Origin of the sequence: Nostoc sp. ChiVER01, assembly GCF_034531155.1 — a bacterium.
Classification (GTDB): Bacteria; Cyanobacteriota; Cyanobacteriia; order Cyanobacteriales; family Nostocaceae; genus Nostoc.
This window is the reverse complement of sequence record NZ_JAVRBS010000011.1, coordinates 104874-120001: the sequence shown is the minus strand read 5'-3', so window position 1 is coordinate 120001 and position 15128 is coordinate 104874. Positions and strand designations below refer to the sequence as shown.

Here is a 15128-nt window from a genome sequence, read left to right as displayed (position 1 = left end):
AGGTCTTTTAACTCAGGGAGAAAGGATAAAAGAATTTTTAGTTCAAAACATCAATCAAGTATCCACTAACAACGAAATGAGCCTATCTAGTGACCAGCTAATTAGCGCGAATTCACAACCGAAAACATACTATGTTAGTGGTAGTGGAAACGACAAAAATAACGGACTCTCTACTTCAGACGCTTTTAGGACAATTCAAAAGGCAGCAGACCTTACCAACCCTGGCGATACAGTATTGATTATGAACGGCGTATACAAAAATATAGCCAAAGCTGTAAGTGTAGTAAATATTAAACGTTCTGGAAAAGCAAATGCGTGGATTAAGTATAAAGCATATCCTGGACATTCCCCAAAAATTCAGCACAATACATGGAATGGTATCTTGATTTCAAATGGAGCTTCATATATTGAGATCAATGGGCTGGAGGTGATAGGGAACAATGCCAATATCACCCTTGATTATGCGATAAGTCAGAAGACTAACAAAGTAAACCCACTGACTAATGGAAACTGCATCAGCGTTGACGGACGAAAAAATAGTCGTAGTCATCACATCCGTATTCTGAACAACAAAGCGCATGACTGTGGGGGAGCGGGTATTTCAGCGATTCAATCTGACTATGTGACAATAGATAATAACGTAGTGTTCAATAATGCCTGGTATAGCATTTATGGTAATAGTGGTATTTCATTGTTGAACAATTGGAATTCTGACAATAACCGGGGATACAAGATGGTGGTTACCAACAACAAGAGCTACAACAATCGCATGTACATCCCTTGGATTGCAGTCGGGAAAATCACAGACGGAAATGGCATCATTATTGATAGTTCAAGAAATGGCGATCAGAATTTACAAATGAGTCCATATACAGGACGTACTTTAGTTAAAAATAATCTTTCGTTTAATAATGGTGGTTCTGGTATTCATTCATTTTTAAGCGATCATGTGGATATTGTAAATAACACTGCTATTGCAAATAATCAAAGTCCAGAAATTGAAGATGGGCAAATATTTGCTATCAGGTCATCTGATGTCAGAATTTTAAGAAACATTCTTTATGCTTTTCCTGGCAAGGTTATTAATAGTAATTATCAAGCTCAAAATGTTACTTATGACTACAATATCTACCTCAATAGTTCTAAGATAAGTGTTAAGGGGTCTCACGATGTTGTTGCAGACTCAGAGTTTTTAAGTAAGCATCCTACGATTGAAAAAATATTTAACAATTGGAAATCAAAGGTAAATAAACAAAATCCGCCAACGCGGAATAATGTAGAGTCTAAGTCGGCAAGTTTAGTTTGTGAACCAATGACCTATACTTTGCAAAGCGAACCCATCCAAGTGGGATGCTCCTCGACATTTGTGGCTCAAACTCCTACTGCACCTTCGGCTCAAACTACTGCTTTTTCTGATGTTTCATCTAATTATTGGGCGGTACAATTTATTCAACAATTGTCACAACGAGGTGTAATTGCTGGATTTCCTGATGGTACTTTCCGCCCTGAAGAAGCGGTGACACGCGCTCAATTTGCCGCTATGGTCGATAAAGCTTTCAAAAAATCACAGCAACGACAGGCAATCAAATTTTATGATGTGCCTAGCAACTACTGGGCATCAAGTGCCATTCAACAAGCCTATAGCATTGGTTTCTTAGCAGGGTATCCTGGTAATCGCTTTGGGCCTAACCAGGCTATTCCCCGCCAGCAGGTTTTGGTGTCCCTCGCCAACGGTCTGGGATATACTTCTGGTGGCAATACCCAAAGCACTCTCAGGTATTTCAACGATGCCTCTAGGATTGCTAGCTACGCCCGTAGCCCGATCGCAGCAGCAACAGAGAAAGGAATTGTGGTGAACTATCCGAATGTGAAGTCCCTGAATCCAACCGCAACTGCTACTCGCGCCCAGGTAGCAGCTTTTATCTACCAAGCACTGGTTAGTTCTAATCAAGCCCCAGCAATTAACTCGCCCTATGTAGTGTCAAACCCCAGGAATTAACTGCTTGATGTCGTAACTCAATTCAAGTCGTGACTTTAATCATCTCTGATAGGCGATCGCCACTTTAACTATAGTGGGCGATCGCCTTCATTTTTAACCCCAAAAAATCTGTTTTTCAGCAACTATTCTATCTCGGTACCGTCTCATTCAATGTTCATATTTTCTCAAATACTTATTTAATAGTGTTAATCAGTAATAAGCTGATTACACTATTACCTATTGCTAGCTCTGTTGGCAGATATTCTCTGAATTTGACTATCTAATTATATTGTATGTCGGAAGTAATGGTTTTGACAAAAACAGAAATAATTGGGAACCTAATACTTCAGTAAATGTCTAATTAGTTAACAGTAAAAAAACTAATTGTACTGGGATTAAAAATTAATGTTTACTTTAAATAGGTTGCAATCTGGAACAGCTGCACTCATGGCTTTAAGCGTCACAGTCGTTACTGTAGCGCCTTTCATTACAGCTTCACCATCTTTTGCTCAAACTACTTTTTCTGATGTTTCATCTAACTATTGGGCAGCACAATTTATTCAACAATTGTCACAGCGAGGTGTAATTGCCGGATTTCCTGATGGTAGTTTCCGCCCTGAAGAAGCGGTAACACGCGCTCAATTTGCTGCTATGGTCAACAAAGCTTTCCAAAAACCAGCGCAACGGCAAGCAATCAATTTTGCTGATGTGCCCAGCAACTATTGGGCATCCAGCGCCATTCAACAAGCCTATACCATTGGTTTCTTATCTGGTTATCCTGGAAATCGTTTTGAGCCTAACCAAGCTATTCCCCGCCAGCAGGTTTTAGTTTCCCTCGCCAATGGTCTGGAATATAGTCCTAGCGGTAATACCGAAAGTACTCTGCAATACTTCAACGATGCTTCTAACATCGCTAGCTATGCCCGTAGCCCGATCGCAGCAGCAACAGAGAAGCAAATTGTGGTGAACTATCCTAATGTGAAATTCCTGAATCCAACTGCAACCGCCACTCGCGCCCAGGTAGCAGCTTTTATCTACCAAGCATTGGTTAGTTCTAATCAAGCCTCAGCAATTAACTCGCCTTATGTCGTGGCTGTCGGGTCTACTACCCCAACGCCTGTAGCTGTGACAATTCCTCAAGGGACTGCTATCCCTGTGAAGTATGACAAGGCAGAAAAAATTCTGGTTACAAAGGATGAAACAGCGCCTTTGACATTAACAGTATCCCAGAACGTAGTTACGCAAGACGGATCTGTAGTGATTCCGGCTGGTAGTCAAGTTATTGGTCAACTCAAACCTGCTACAGGTGGTTCTCAATTCGTTGCCGAGAAACTAGTTTTGACCAATGGTCAGGAGTATCAGGTTAACGCTACTTCAGATGTGATTACCAAAACTGAAACCGTCAAGAAGGGTACTAGTATTGGTTCAATTCTCAAAGATACTGTATTGGGCGCAGGTGCAGCAACTGCCGTATCTGCCGTCACAGGCGATCGCGCGATCGCCACAGAAGAAGTCTTGGGTGGTGCTGGTATCGGTGCGTTGGTTGGTCTGTTCTTCGGTAAAAATAGTGTTGACTTAATCGCTATTGACCCAGATACCGATTTACAAATGACCATCAATCAAAACTTGTTGGTTTCACTAAAATAATCATTGGTCATTGGTGATTGGTCTTTAGAAAGGACAAAGGACAAATCCTAAATAGGACTTACGCACACTCTACGAATTCTTGGCGTTCTTGGCGTCTTGGCGGTTCGATAAATTAAGCTTTTCGGCAATTTTTGCGTAAGTCCTGCTAAACTTCTGGTAACCAAATAATAAACGTGGTTCCCGGCGCATTAGGTGAAGTTATCTTAGAGTTGATTGCAGGGCTGAAAATCTCGATTTCGCCCTGCATTTGCTCTATTAATTGTTTTGCGATCGCTAACCCCAAACCAGTGCCAGGGATTTCTGTTTGCGCTTGTACACCTCGATAATGCCGTTCTCCAAGATGTTCTAAATCCTGGGGGGGAATGCCAGGCCCATTGTCACTAATGACAATTCCCTGAAAATTAGCTTTTTCTTGCCCGGCCTGAATTAAAATTTTGCCACCAGTGGGAGTGTATTTCAAAGCATTATCAATAATGTTAGTTAATACCTCTCGTAATGCTTTGACGTTGGCACGTACTAGGGGTGAATTCTGTTGAATTTCAGTTATTAGTTTTAGCTTTCGCTCTTGGGCGATCGCTTTGGCTGATATTAATAATGGTTCTAATATATCTGCTAACGAGCAGTCAACTGCTTTGTCTCCCGTTCCCGGCAATAATAACGGCGGTTTAGCATCTTTTTGGATAGTTGCTTCTACAAATACTTCTTCGGGGAGATGTAGTGGTGCTAAATCTGCCTCTGTTAAGTTAATTACTTGATCAAATTGTTGCAGCAATTCTTGGAGGCGATCGCTTTCCCGCACAATACTATTTGCCACATTTCGGTTGGTATCTGCTGGTCGCAACCTTTTCAATAGCAGTTTACCAAAAGTTCGCAATGCTGTTAATGGGTTACGAAACTGATGCAACAGATTATCTAGCAAATCTCGCTGTTTTTCTTGGAGAACTTGCTGCTCATGTAATTGCTGCTCAAACCATGCTCGCCGTTGATCTAAAATACAAGCGATCGCCAGTGTTTGGGCTATGCGTTGAATCTGACTTTCCTCGTGTTCATTCCATCCCCGATCTTTCCTACCCGTTACTAGTAACCCCATCATCACACCCTCATAAACCAGAGGTAAAACTATTTGATTACCACTAAATAGATATTCCTCTTTTAGATGGGGTTGAGACGCATTTGGGATCTCAGACTCCGGTGACGAGGTTGAAGACTCTGATCCTGCTGTCAATAACCTTCTCTGTTGATTAGGTAATATCAACACATTTCCAACTTGAAGTTGCTTGTGTACTGTCGCTTCAGCAGCCTCTTCCCCTGGAGGCAATAATGCTGTTTCCGGGTAAATTACTACAGGAATCAGTTTGGCATCACCCGAAGGAGTGTCTACCAATTCTTGTGTCAGGTACACAATACTTAAAGTTGCTCCCAGCCCTTGGGTTAGTAGCGCTATTTGCTCTCGACATAGAGCCAGAAAATCGGAACTGGCAGACATTAACATTTTTTAGCTTTTGCTCAATATTACAAATTTTGAGGCATGATTAAGAAAGGATACTTAGTTTTACCTCACCCATTTAATAAAGCTTAACTAAAATCTTCTACATGAAAGCTTTGTACCAAGGAATTATATCCTTCGGTAGTTTTGTTTTACCTATCTCCAAAGATATTAATTTTCTTAAATTAAAAGGTTAAAAACTATTGATATTTTGAACTAGAACATATATAATTACGACTGATTTTGTAGCTATCACTACAATCTATAGCTTGAAAGAGGAGGACAATAGATTGGCAAGGAGACGCAAAAGGAAAAGTCGTCGTCGTCAGGAAGGACGGCGGATTTTGGAACATGTGCCTCAATATAGCATCGAAAGTGGCGAAGAAAAACCTGTGACAGCAGCGAGAAGATTCATTCAAGCTGAAGGTATTTTGCCACCCGCCTTGTTACTCGTAAAGCGAAATGAACACACCACAGACCGCTATTTCTGGGCAGAAAAGGGACTGTTTGGTGCTCAATACGTAGAGGAAAACCATTTCTTGTTTCCTAGCTTGAGGGTGTTAGAACCTTCGCCAGGTCAAGAACCTCTTGCTTTAGCTAGTCGGTGAACCATAAATAATCATCTTAGGCATTGAATGTGGCTCCTGACTATCATTAACTGGCAAAATTGCTAAGTTTATGCAAAATTTAATTTTTTTTTAGTTTGGAGTTGATTTGCTTTTTAAGGCTAGTCCAGGTAGTTGGAATTTCAACTTGTGTCAAACCACGCTAGATTGCATGGATTGATACTATTTTGAAGATGCAGAAGGGAGTAGGTATAGAGCCAAGCGCCTCCAAAAGCGCTAGTAAAGTTACGTTTTATGCCATAAATTGTTAAACCTTGCTCTGTCAACAAATTTAAGTTTATGAATTTAAATTTTTCCCCACGACAAAAGTAGTGGGGGTTGACAAAGCAGAAGTTTTAATTTGCTCCTTCCTACTTTCTAATGCCTAAAGAGTAGGTCAGATCAGAAGTCTGCATATCATAGTTAAGAGATGGTCATAAAAACCAACAGTTATTCAGCAGCCTTGAGCTGTAAAATCCTCTGTAACTCGCCCAGTTCATCTCGATGGGCGACTACAGTGATTTTACTTGAGGAGGTTTGTTTGCTCTGAGTTGTTTCTATTTTGAGCAACACCTTCTCAAGTCTTCCAGATTTTTTCCAATAAAATAGACCACTCAAAGGCGACAGCAGTACCATAGGTAGAACAAAGGTACTGAGGTTAGGAAAAAGCAGGTACACGACTAGTGATAGACAAACAATACCAGTCGCTGCTAGCAGAGTTAAAAATATAGCTAAGAACCAACTGGGGCGAACAAAACCTTCAAAAGTCACTTGGTTTTGTTCTCTGTTTACCTCAGCTACTCGGTAAGACCGCGAACGAAAATACTCTTTTAATTGAGACATTAAAGCAGCTTCGTCTTGCTCAGATACCAGTTGTGCTGTTTCTATGCGGTCTTTAGTCGAGGCACGAATAAAGAAAAACAGCCCAACTGATAACAACAAGGTTAGCAGGAACGTAGATGGCAAAATAGCAGTATCCATAACTAATTGTTATTGTTTGACTGGAGGAGACTTATTCATTATCAATTATTCGTTACTTTGTCCTCCTGTTTACGTAGTCAAGCCATTGAAAAGCTAAATCCTGCGCTTGAACTTGCCATTCTGGAGAAACTTGGTACATTCGCCTGGGGCGTCCTCGTCCTTCGAGTTTCTTCCAATATCCAGTGATTGCCCTTTCATCTTCCAGAAATTTGATTGCACTATAAAGTACGGTATCCGAAAGTCTATAGGTTGGATATTCAGTTTCTAATCGCTCAATCAACTCGGTTCCGTAAGATTCACCTTGTAACAAAACAGACAGTATGTAACAAACTGCTACTTCCTGACAAAGGTAAGTTGGCGGAGGATTCTCAAAGAATTGATATATATCCTCAAGTTTCATGGTTAGTGAATGGCTAAAAAAATGCCTTAGGGTAGGGTCTACAATCCTTGTAGCCAGTATATAGTGCTACTGCTAAGTGAGTAATATATATAAAGCTACTTAGGCTAGATATCCATTGTGTAAATACGAAATAATTACCCACAACTTCACAGGTGTGGGACGAGTTTGCGAGTTTAGGGGCACAAAATAGTGTATCCCTACTCAAGCTCGATACGGGTGGTGAGGAGCGAACAGACAGTGGCAAAGTCACTGTCTTGGTGTTAAGTAATGCCGAGCTAGTTAGAACTGCTGAAGCAATAAAATGCCATCGAAGAAATTTTACAGGTAAAATGCTATTTTGTCTGTAAAAGTTCATAAACACTTTGTTTTACAGTGATTTTTCCAATGCGGATTCTGAAAGCTTGCGCTAAGTGATATGTCTGGGTTAAAGCTGCTACGGCAGTAGAAACACTTAAGCAGTAACCGTTACTGATTTTCTCAACAAGAGAATCTTTTGTCTCTTATGGCAGGTGTGATAGTAAATTTATCAAAGAAGACCTCAAGGCGGGGGAAAGAAGACCTGACAATTCAAGTTATATGATAAAAGCCCACGAAAAATTTAAGCCCCTAGTCCCCTTCCTGCTTCCTAAAGCGGGAAGATTCAAAGTCTCTCTTCTAAAAGGAGAGAGAAATAGAAGTGAGATTTTCTAGATGCCGTGAAAAGTCAGAAAGAAGGGCGAAAGGCGTGGAAAAAGAACTCTCCGTGTCTTTGTGTCCTCTTCCGTGCCCCTTGATCAAGCACCCAGCAAATTGGTATTACTATGTCACAAATCCCTGATGCCCCATCATCTTCCTCAACTCTGCGGGCAATTGCCCAAATATTTCGTCTCTTCGGTTGGAGTAGCTTCTGGATTCAGTTAGCTTTAGGTGTAGTTTCTGGCGTGATTTTGCTGGCTAACAGCCTTTTTGGTCGGAATATTGGTAGCACTAATAATGCGGGAACAGGTTTTGGTGTCTTATTAGAAGTTTGTGGACTTTTGGCATTGGGTGGAGGCATTTATTTAGCTTACCGTTACACCAGAATTGGCAACCAACTCCAATCCTCTAATCCCAGCAACCGCCCCCGGAAAAGTGAGACTGTACAAGTGTTACGCTTAGGATTGTGGGTGAATTTGGGGGGAATATTATTAACTCTATTAGGGGCGCAAGCAATTGTAGGTAGTTTTACGCTTAGGGCTTTGTCTCAAGGTCAATTGATATTTTCTGCCCAAGCTAATCAAGCGATTATTAGTGGTTTAGATATGTTTGTGGTTTTAGCAAATATCCAGACTTTACAAGCCCACTTTGCTGGACTGTTAGCATCACTTTGGCTACTCAATCGCATCAACCGACCTTAGTTTAGGAGTCAAAAGTCAAGAATTACTAGGTTCTTCTCTCCTCATTCCCCTCTTTTGACTTGGGTGCATAATTGGCTATATGCTGCTGAAATGTTGGCTGGAAGATAATAGGCTAAAAACTGAGAAAAATTTGTGCTGGATATCAAGCAAATACGGGAAAATCCGCAATTAGTTCAAAAACGATTAGATAGTCGTAGTGGTAAATACGACATCGAACCGATTTTACAGTTAGATCGGCAACAACGGGAACTTGAGGGAACGCGCAGTCAACTCCAAGCTCGTAGCAACGAAATTGGTAAAATTGTCGGGCAAAAGATTAAATCTGGGATAAATCCTCAAGACCCAGAAATTCAGGCTTTGCGGGATGAAGGTAACTCTATCAAAGCTACGTTGAGTGAACTGGAACCCCAGGAAAAAAACCTCAAAGCTGAAATTGCCCAACTTGTATTGGCACTTCCTAACTTACCAAGCGACTCTACACCCCTTGGTAAAAATGAGGAAGATAACATAGAAGTACGTCGTTGGGGTGATGAGTACATTCCTCAAAATCCGAATATTCTCCCTCACTGGGAAATTGGCGAACAGCTAGGTATTCTCAATGTTGAACGGGCTGTAAAAGTTGCCCAAAGTCGCTTTGTGACTTTGATAGGCGCTGGTGCGGCATTGGAAAGAGCATTAATTCAATTTATGCTATCTCTCCATAGTCAAGCTGGTTATGTGGAAGTCAGTCCGCCTCTGTTAGTGAATACCGAGTCTTTGACGGCGACCGGTCAGTTACCCAAGTTTGCAGAAGAAAGCTTTAAATGCGCTGATGATGATTTGTGGCTGATTCCGACGGCGGAAGTTCCAGTTACAAATTTATACCGGGGTGAAATTCTCGCTGCTGAAAACTTGCCTATCTACCACTGTGCTTTTACTCCCTGCTTTCGCCGCGAAGCTGGTAGCTATGGACGCGATATGCGGGGGTTAATTCGCCTGCATCAGTTCAACAAGGTGGAAATGGTGAAATTTGTCGAACCCAGTACATCTTTTGATGAATTGGAGAAATTGGTAGGGAATGCAGAAGCAATCTTACAGGCGTTGAAGTTACCTTACCGAGTAGTAAATTTAAGTACAGGAGATTTGGGATTTGCTGCTACCAAAACTTATGATTTAGAGGTTTGGTTGCCCTCTTCTGGCAAATACCGCGAAATTTCTAGCTGTTCCAATACTATAGATTTCCAGGCGCGGCGGGCTGATATTCGCTTCAAAGAGGCGGGAAAAAAAGGCACTCAGTTCGTACATACCCTCAATGGTTCGGGTTTGGCTGTGGGAAGGACTATGGCAGCAATTTTAGAAAATTATCAGCAACCTGATGGGACAGTAAGAATACCAGAAGCGCTGCAACCTTACTTGGGGCGTGAAGTATTGTAATTAGTCATTAGTCTTTTACCAATGCCCCATGCCCAATGCCCAATGCCCAATACCCAATGCCCAATTAGAATGGAGATAACTATAGCTTAATATTTTCACTAATTTACTCTATGTCAGTTTTAGCAGCGATCGCAGTTTTGGCTGTTTTGATTTTGGTACACGAGTTGGGACATTTTGTTGCAGCCCGTTCTCAAGGCATTCTCGTTAACCGTTTTTCTTTGGGTTTTGGCCCAGTTCTTCTTAAGTATCAAGGAAAGCAAACCGAATATGCTGTCCGCGCCTTTCCCTTGGGCGGCTTTGTGGGCTTTCCCGATGATGACCCCGATAGCGATGTTCCACCCAATGACCCAAATCTACTACGTAACCGTCCAGTTTTAGATAGGGCGATCGTTATTAGTGCTGGAGTAATCGCAAATTTAATATTTGCCTATTTAGTGTTGGTTCTGCAATTGGGTATCGTCGGCATTCCCAAGGAATTAACCTATAAAGCTGGTGTCGCCGTACAGCCTGTTAATCAAGAATCTGTTGCTTATCAAGCAGGAGTTCGGGAAGGAGATATTATTCTGGCTGTTAACGGTCAAGAACTCCCGGCTTCTGAAAAGTCAACTCCTTTGCTGACAAAAGAAATTCAAACTCATCCTAATCAGCAAATCGAACTGAAAATTCTGCGTGACAACCAACAACAAACTCTGAAATTAACACCAAAATTGGGAGCCGATGGTAAAGGTGTAGTTGGTGTGGCACTTAGTCCAAATGCTACGGCAGTTTATCGCCGTCCTAATAGTCCTTTTGAAATTTTTGGGATTGCTGCTAACAGATTTCAACAATTATTTGTTGGTACACTCAGTGGTTTTGGGCAATTAATTACTAACTTTCAACAAACTGCTGGACAAGTTTCTGGGCCAGTTAATATTGTCAAAATCGGTGCAAAATTAGCTGAAGACAATAGCGCAAATCTGTTGTCTTTTGCGGCAATTATCAGCATTAACTTGGCTATTATCAATATTTTGCCTTTACCAGCTTTAGATGGTGGACAACTCGCTTTTCTGCTGATTGAAGGTTTACGCGGTAAGCCTGTACCAGCCAGGATTCAAGAAGGTGTAATGCAAACCGGTTTGGTGTTACTCTTAGGGTTAGGAATTTTTCTGATTGTCAAAGAAACTACTCAATTAACTAGTCAATTAGAGTGGGTGCAAAGATTGTTTCAGTGAAAATAAGGAGTGGGGAGTAGGGAGTGGGGAATAGGGAAAAGGAAGTTTTACCTTTAAAGCAACGGGCGATTGAAATTTTAGCTAGGCTAAAGCGTCTTTATCCAGATGCAACTTGCTCTTTGAACTACTCAACGCCAGTACAATTATTAGTGGCAACGATTCTCTCGGCTCAGTGTACTGATGAGCGGGTGAATAAGGTAACACCAGCTTTATTTGATCGGTTTCCTGATGCTGAGAGTTTAGCGATCGCTGACTTGGTAGAATTAGAAAACTTGGTGCGTTCAACAGGGTTTTATCGCAATAAAGCCAAGAACATTCAAGCCGCCTGTCGGATGATTGTTAGCGAATTTGACTCTGTTGTGCCTAACCAAATGGAGCAATTATTAAAGCTTCCAGGTGTGGCGCGGAAGACAGCCAATGTAGTCCTGGGTCATGGTTATGGCATTAATGTTGGAGTGACGGTAGATACTCACGTTAAGCGCCTTAGCGAACGTTTGGGTTTAACCCAAGAAAAAGACCCCGTTCGGATTGAGCAAGATTTAATGGGTTTATTGCCACAGCCTGATTGGGAAAATTGGTCAATTCGGCTGATTTATCACGGTCGTGCTATTTGTAAAGCACGCTCTCCTGTCTGTATTGCTTGTGAACTTGCCGATTTATGTCCTGCTGCTAATAAGCCAGTAGTTGTAGGGTAAGCGACACAAGTAACCCCAGAATTGATAGAGAGACTGTAGAATGGAAAACGGTGTCTTTAAATAAATTAGAGAATAATGGCAAAAAAGAGCATGATTGAGCGCGAAAAAAAGCGCACTAAGTTGATAGAAAAGTATGCTGACAAGCGGGAAGCTCTTTTAGAAGAGTTCAGAAGTGCAGCATCTCCCCTAGATAAGCTGGAAATCCACCGGAAAATTCAACAGCTACCCCGGAATAGTGCGCCCACCCGCCACCGCAATCGTTGCTGGTTGACTGGTCGTTCTAGAGGTGTTTACCGCGATTTTGGACTGTCTCGGAACGTGCTAAGAGAATGGGCACATGAAGGTCTTTTACCTGGAGTTGTTAAGTCTAGTTGGTAGTTAAGAGTCAGTAGAGACGCGATTAATCGCGTCTGTACAATGGTCATTGGTAAATAACAAAGGACTAATGACAGAGGACAAATGACAAAATATTATTGACCACAACACTTATCAATTCCCAGACTTTCTAAGAGTAGATCGCTGACGGCGTTAGCGATCGCAAACTCTCCATAGAAGCTATTGGAAAAATCATACGACTGCATCTCTGTGACAATGGCAATTACCAGAGAACCAAGGTCGTTTTCTCCTTCCATCCGTTGACGCACAAAAATCTGTGCGGCTCGTTGGGCAATGTTTTGGTTGACTGCTTCAGGGATAAATTCTGTATCTAGCCACCGTTGTAAGCGTTCTCTTAACCATTCACCTTCGAGGAGAGGGTTTTCGGGTGGTGGTAGGGTAATGGGTGGAATTGGTTGAGTCATTTTTTTTATTTTAAACGCAGAGGGACGCAAAGGGAAACGCAGAGGAACGCGGAGGATGATTGATAGGATCAAATGGCGTTTCTAAGAGTGTTTTTTTATATTTATTTATGCAATATGATATCGCGGCTATTGTTGGGGGTTATGCACAAGGCTATTTTCTCATGGCTGATGAGCGCGATCGCCTGAGTTGGTATGCAAGTCGCGATCGAACTTTTATTCCTTTGGATGAACGGTTTCGCTACCCTAAGTCTTTGCAGCGTGTCTTGAATCAAGAGCGTTTTAGTGTGGCTATTAATCGGGACTTTCAAGCTGTGGTGGCTGGGTGTGCTGACAGAGAGACAACTTGGATTTCACCGGAATTACAAAAGATTTACTGGCTACTTTACCAGAGTGGTTATGCTTTTAGTTTTGAAACTTGGCAGGGTGACGAGTTAGCTGGGGGAATTTTAGGGATTGTTATTGGTGGGGCTTTCATTGGAGAGTCGATGTTTTACCGGATTCCCGAAGGCTCGAAGGTAGCGATGGTAAAGTTGGTGGAAAGATTGCGTCAAAGGAAATTTGTGTTTTTTGATGGCCAAATGATGAATCCGCATTTGAAGAGGTTTGGGGCTTATCGGGTTGAAGATGAAGAATATCAAGGTTTACTTAAGCAAGCATTGGAACGTCGCTGTTTTTTACTATAAAAATAAATGGATTTCTCATTCATCTGTAATAAGCGATAATGGGCTTAACTGTTTATGTATTGCTCATTAAGTCTTCATGCAGTTTGAGTGGGACGAAACAAAGAATCTTGAAAATATTCGTAAACATCGAATTGATTTTGCAGATGTCCCCGGAATGTTTAATAATTCCATGCTGATTGAGCTTGATGAGCGTTTTGATTATGGCGAAGATCGCTGGATCGGAATCGGCTTTTTAGGCAACGGTGTAGCGGTTGTCGTTTGGGCAGAACGGCAGAACAACATAATCCGCGTTATTTCAGCACGAAGGGCAAACCGATATGAGCGTCAACGACTTGAACAATACCTCACGTACTGATTGGGCTGCATTAGAGGCGATGACAGATGAGGACATTGATTACTCAGACATTCCACCATTGAGCGATGAGTTTTTTGAAAATGCCACGCTGAGGATTCCCGCAACACGAGCTAGTGACCTGATTGAGTTAGATTCAGAAGTGATAACGTGGTTTCGTAAACAAGGTGCAGAGTACAAAACACTAATTAACTCAGTTTTGCGCCGTTACATTGAAAACAGTGGCGATCAAGGTGCACGCTAACAATAACTTTACAGCAAACGGTCTACCACTTATCCCGGTAAAGATGGAGACGATGTGCCAATCTATCTAGAAAAACAGTTAGCAAGTTTATTAACTGAACTCCAAGAGTTAAGGGAGGACGAGGATTCATGAATCGATACAGTATGATTCTTCAATGGTCTGATGAAGATCAGCTTTTCCTAGTCACCATTCCAGAGTTTGCCGATCGCGTTATTATGCCTTGCACTCATGGCAAAACTCGTGAGGAAGCTATTCGTAATGGCGAAGAAGTGATTGAAATGTACTTGGAAGCTTGGCAAGTAGAAGGTGAATCTATTCCTGAACCTAGTACGCTTCAAATTGCCTGATTACCATTCCAAAACCAAAGAAATGTTTACTGCTTATATGCCTCTAGTGAACTGTGGGGTGTTGGCGATCGCACTCTCAAATCCCTTAGACTTTTTCTTCAGTAACTAATGTCAAACTAATCCATTCGCCTTTATCGTTATAGCTGCGAATCATCCTCTGGCGCAGGTTTGGTTGGATTAACCAACCCGCTTCCAAAAATAATGGTTGACGTAATTGCACCTTTAAAGGAGAAGTTGCAGAAGCGCCATCAGGTAACAATAATACTTGTATTTGCTTTTCGGGATCTTGGTCAAAGAGAACGATGGAACCTTTGATGGTAGCAGTTGAGGTAATTGTACGCTCGCCAAAAGAGGTACTTTGAATTAATCGCCCAGTATCATCAAGTTGTATTTTCAAAGTTGTAGAGTAAATATCAGGCGATCGCAAATCTCGATATATTGTTACTGCTTGCCCTTGCCATTCTCCCAACAAATCATTTATCTGCAAAGGTGGACGTTCTGTTGCTGCGGTTCTGGCTAGATGTTCTCGAATTAGAACTAGTCTACTTAGATTACCAGTCTTATCAAACAGTTGCACCAGGCGTAAGCGGCGATTTTCATGAACAAAAGCAAGTTCTGCACCAAATTCTGAAAATGGCCCTAGCTGAATTAAACCCTCAGAAAATGAACCATTTTCAAAAAAAAGTAGACCCCCTCCCACAGAACTATATTCTCTAATTACATCATCTCCTCCTGAACGGCTTAGAGTTAAGCGTACTGTCTGGTTATTGTTTAAACCTTCTAGGGAAAGATGGCTAGGAGCATCGTTAAGAAGTGTACCTTCGGGAGAAAAGTTGGTAAATGAACCTTCCCATACACCGAGATTTTGCAGAAAACATTCCCATTGTGATTTCATAAGATTTTGTCATTA

At 41.7% G+C, this 15128-nt stretch carries 17 protein-coding genes and 1 pseudogene; 13 read left to right on the top strand and 5 right to left on the bottom strand.

Annotation, left to right across the window (positions count from 1 at the left end):
* Positions 1-1312 precede the first annotated feature (1312 nt).
* Together RMY00_RS16415 and RMY00_RS16410 are read left to right on the top strand one after the other, a co-directional pair.
* Positions 1313-1984: pseudogene (locus RMY00_RS16415) on the top strand (S-layer homology domain-containing protein); the annotation flags it as partial.
* A 399-nt stretch (positions 1985-2383) separates the two neighbouring features.
* Positions 2384-3625 carry an S-layer homology domain-containing protein gene (locus RMY00_RS16410; protein ID WP_322648552.1) on the top strand — a complete coding sequence of 414 codons (1242 nt, stop codon included), beginning with the start codon at positions 2384-2386 and terminating at the stop codon, positions 3623-3625.
* Between the two features lie 145 nt (positions 3626-3770).
* Here the strand turns inward: RMY00_RS16410 and RMY00_RS16405 are convergent, their stop codons facing one another.
* Positions 3771-5117 (bottom strand): ATP-binding protein, encoded by a 1347-nt coding sequence (locus tag RMY00_RS16405; RefSeq protein ID WP_322648551.1) that lies wholly within the window; start codon positions 5115-5117, stop codon positions 3771-3773.
* A 284-nt stretch (positions 5118-5401) separates the two neighbouring features.
* Here RMY00_RS16405 and RMY00_RS16400 point away from each other — a divergent pair, with 284 nt between their 5' ends.
* Positions 5402-5719 (top strand): DUF3155 domain-containing protein, encoded by a 318-nt coding sequence (locus RMY00_RS16400; protein ID WP_041566316.1) that lies wholly within the window; start codon positions 5402-5404, stop codon positions 5717-5719.
* Positions 5720-6166: 447 nt separating this feature from the next.
* Here RMY00_RS16400 and RMY00_RS16395 read toward each other — a convergent pair whose 3' ends face one another.
* Together RMY00_RS16395 and RMY00_RS16390 are read right to left on the bottom strand one after the other, a co-directional pair.
* Positions 6167-6697 (bottom strand): cofactor assembly of complex C subunit B, encoded by a 531-nt coding sequence (locus tag RMY00_RS16395; protein WP_322648550.1) that lies wholly within the window; start codon positions 6695-6697, stop codon positions 6167-6169.
* 52 nt (positions 6698-6749) lie between these two features.
* Complete coding sequence (locus RMY00_RS16390) at positions 6750-7097, bottom strand: PadR family transcriptional regulator (RefSeq protein WP_322648549.1); 348 nt, start codon at positions 7095-7097, stop codon at positions 6750-6752.
* Positions 7098-7249: 152 nt separating this feature from the next.
* On the opposite strand from RMY00_RS16390, the gene RMY00_RS16385 reads away from it, so the two are divergent.
* From RMY00_RS16385 to rpsN, 6 genes are all read left to right on the top strand, one after another.
* Positions 7250-7444 carry a hypothetical protein gene (locus tag RMY00_RS16385; protein WP_322648548.1) on the top strand — a complete coding sequence of 65 codons (195 nt, stop codon included), beginning with the start codon at positions 7250-7252 and terminating at the stop codon, positions 7442-7444.
* A 453-nt stretch (positions 7445-7897) separates the two neighbouring features.
* The gene (locus RMY00_RS16380; protein ID WP_322648547.1) at positions 7898-8473 is read left to right on the top strand and encodes a DUF3611 family protein; all 576 of its coding nucleotides are present in this window, start codon (positions 7898-7900) and stop codon (positions 8471-8473) included.
* A gap of 132 nt (positions 8474-8605) precedes the next feature.
* Positions 8606-9886: a serine--tRNA ligase gene (gene serS, locus RMY00_RS16375; protein WP_322648546.1), complete on the top strand. Its 1281-nt coding sequence runs from the start codon at positions 8606-8608 to the stop codon at positions 9884-9886.
* A 110-nt stretch (positions 9887-9996) separates the two neighbouring features.
* Positions 9997-11097: an RIP metalloprotease RseP gene (gene rseP / locus RMY00_RS16370; RefSeq protein WP_322648545.1), complete on the top strand. Its 1101-nt coding sequence runs from the start codon at positions 9997-9999 to the stop codon at positions 11095-11097.
* A gap of 23 nt (positions 11098-11120) precedes the next feature.
* Positions 11121-11792: an endonuclease III gene (gene nth, locus RMY00_RS16365; protein ID WP_322648544.1), complete on the top strand. Its 672-nt coding sequence runs from the start codon at positions 11121-11123 to the stop codon at positions 11790-11792.
* A 75-nt stretch (positions 11793-11867) separates the two neighbouring features.
* Complete coding sequence (rpsN, locus tag RMY00_RS16360; protein ID WP_190939279.1) at positions 11868-12170, top strand: 30S ribosomal protein S14; 303 nt, start codon at positions 11868-11870, stop codon at positions 12168-12170.
* Positions 12171-12262: 92 nt separating this feature from the next.
* On the opposite strand, the gene RMY00_RS16355 is transcribed toward rpsN, so the two are convergent.
* Entirely contained in the window at positions 12263-12592 is a 330-nt protein-coding gene (locus tag RMY00_RS16355; RefSeq protein ID WP_012410384.1) for a hypothetical protein, read from the bottom strand.
* Between the two features lie 107 nt (positions 12593-12699).
* Here RMY00_RS16355 and aat point away from each other — a divergent pair, with 107 nt between their 5' ends.
* The 4 genes from aat (at position 12700) to RMY00_RS16335 (ending at position 14218) form a co-directional block, all read left to right on the top strand.
* Positions 12700-13275: a leucyl/phenylalanyl-tRNA--protein transferase gene (gene aat, locus RMY00_RS16350; RefSeq protein WP_322648543.1), complete on the top strand. Its 576-nt coding sequence runs from the start codon at positions 12700-12702 to the stop codon at positions 13273-13275.
* Positions 13276-13351: 76 nt separating this feature from the next.
* Positions 13352-13630 (top strand): BrnT family toxin, encoded by a 279-nt coding sequence (locus RMY00_RS16345; RefSeq protein WP_322648542.1) that lies wholly within the window; start codon positions 13352-13354, stop codon positions 13628-13630.
* Positions 13593-13871 carry a BrnA antitoxin family protein gene (locus RMY00_RS16340; RefSeq protein ID WP_322648541.1) on the top strand — a complete coding sequence of 93 codons (279 nt, stop codon included), beginning with the start codon at positions 13593-13595 and terminating at the stop codon, positions 13869-13871. The genes RMY00_RS16345 and RMY00_RS16340 overlap by 38 nt, the downstream gene beginning before the upstream one ends.
* Before the next feature lie 128 nt (positions 13872-13999).
* Positions 14000-14218, top strand: coding sequence for a type II toxin-antitoxin system HicB family antitoxin (locus RMY00_RS16335; RefSeq protein ID WP_100899697.1), 219 nt, complete (start codon positions 14000-14002; stop codon positions 14216-14218).
* Between the two features lie 85 nt (positions 14219-14303).
* Here the strand turns inward: RMY00_RS16335 and RMY00_RS16330 are convergent, their stop codons facing one another.
* The gene (locus RMY00_RS16330; protein WP_322648540.1) at positions 14304-15113 is read right to left on the bottom strand and encodes a DUF3598 family protein; all 810 of its coding nucleotides are present in this window, start codon (positions 15111-15113) and stop codon (positions 14304-14306) included.
* Positions 15114-15128 lie beyond the last annotated feature (15 nt).